The organism is Bacteroides sp. OF03-11BH (assembly GCF_003604005.1).
Lineage (GTDB): Bacteria > Bacteroidota > Bacteroidia > Bacteroidales > Bacteroidaceae > Bacteroides > Bacteroides ovatus.
The window spans coordinates 1-439 of the sequence record NZ_QTMW01000132.1 but is presented as its reverse complement, the minus strand read 5'-3'; the positions used below and the strand labels follow the sequence as shown (position 1 = coordinate 439).

2 pseudogenes are annotated in these 439 nt (G+C 55.1%); both read right to left on the bottom strand.

The window, feature by feature from the left end:
- Positions 1–301 (bottom strand): annotated as a pseudogene (locus tag DXA54_RS28710) (conjugative transposon protein TraJ); the annotation flags it as partial.
- Positions 302–304: 3 nt separating this feature from the next.
- A pseudogene (locus tag DXA54_RS28010) lies at positions 305–439 on the bottom strand (conjugal transfer protein TraI); the annotation flags it as partial.

Sequence of the window (439 nt, the reverse complement as noted above, 5' to 3'; positions counted from 1 at the left end):
CCAGCGTTTCCGCCTCCAGCATCTTTGCCGTACCCTGCACGACGGGCGACATGATGCTGTTTATCGTACCCAGTACCACCGTCGGAAAGAACATGATGCACAGACCGATAGCGAACGGGCGGAGCATAGGGAACACGTCTATCGGTTCGGCTCTCGCCAGCGACTGCCATACCCGGTAGGCCACATAAAAGAGTGCGCCCAGCCCGGCGATGCCTTTCGCCACGCCCGCCATGTCCCCGCATAGCGGCATCATCTGTTCGTAGAGCGAGCGCAGAATTTGGTGAAGGTTGTCGAAATTCATAGGCTACCAATATCTTTCGTTCATGTTCCCGTACAGCCCCATGATGCGGTCAAGGTCGTTTTTCTTCTTCGCACGCAGGTAACTCACGCTAATGTTCTTGTTGGTGTAGTAGCTCACGAGGTTGCGGTAACGCTTCAT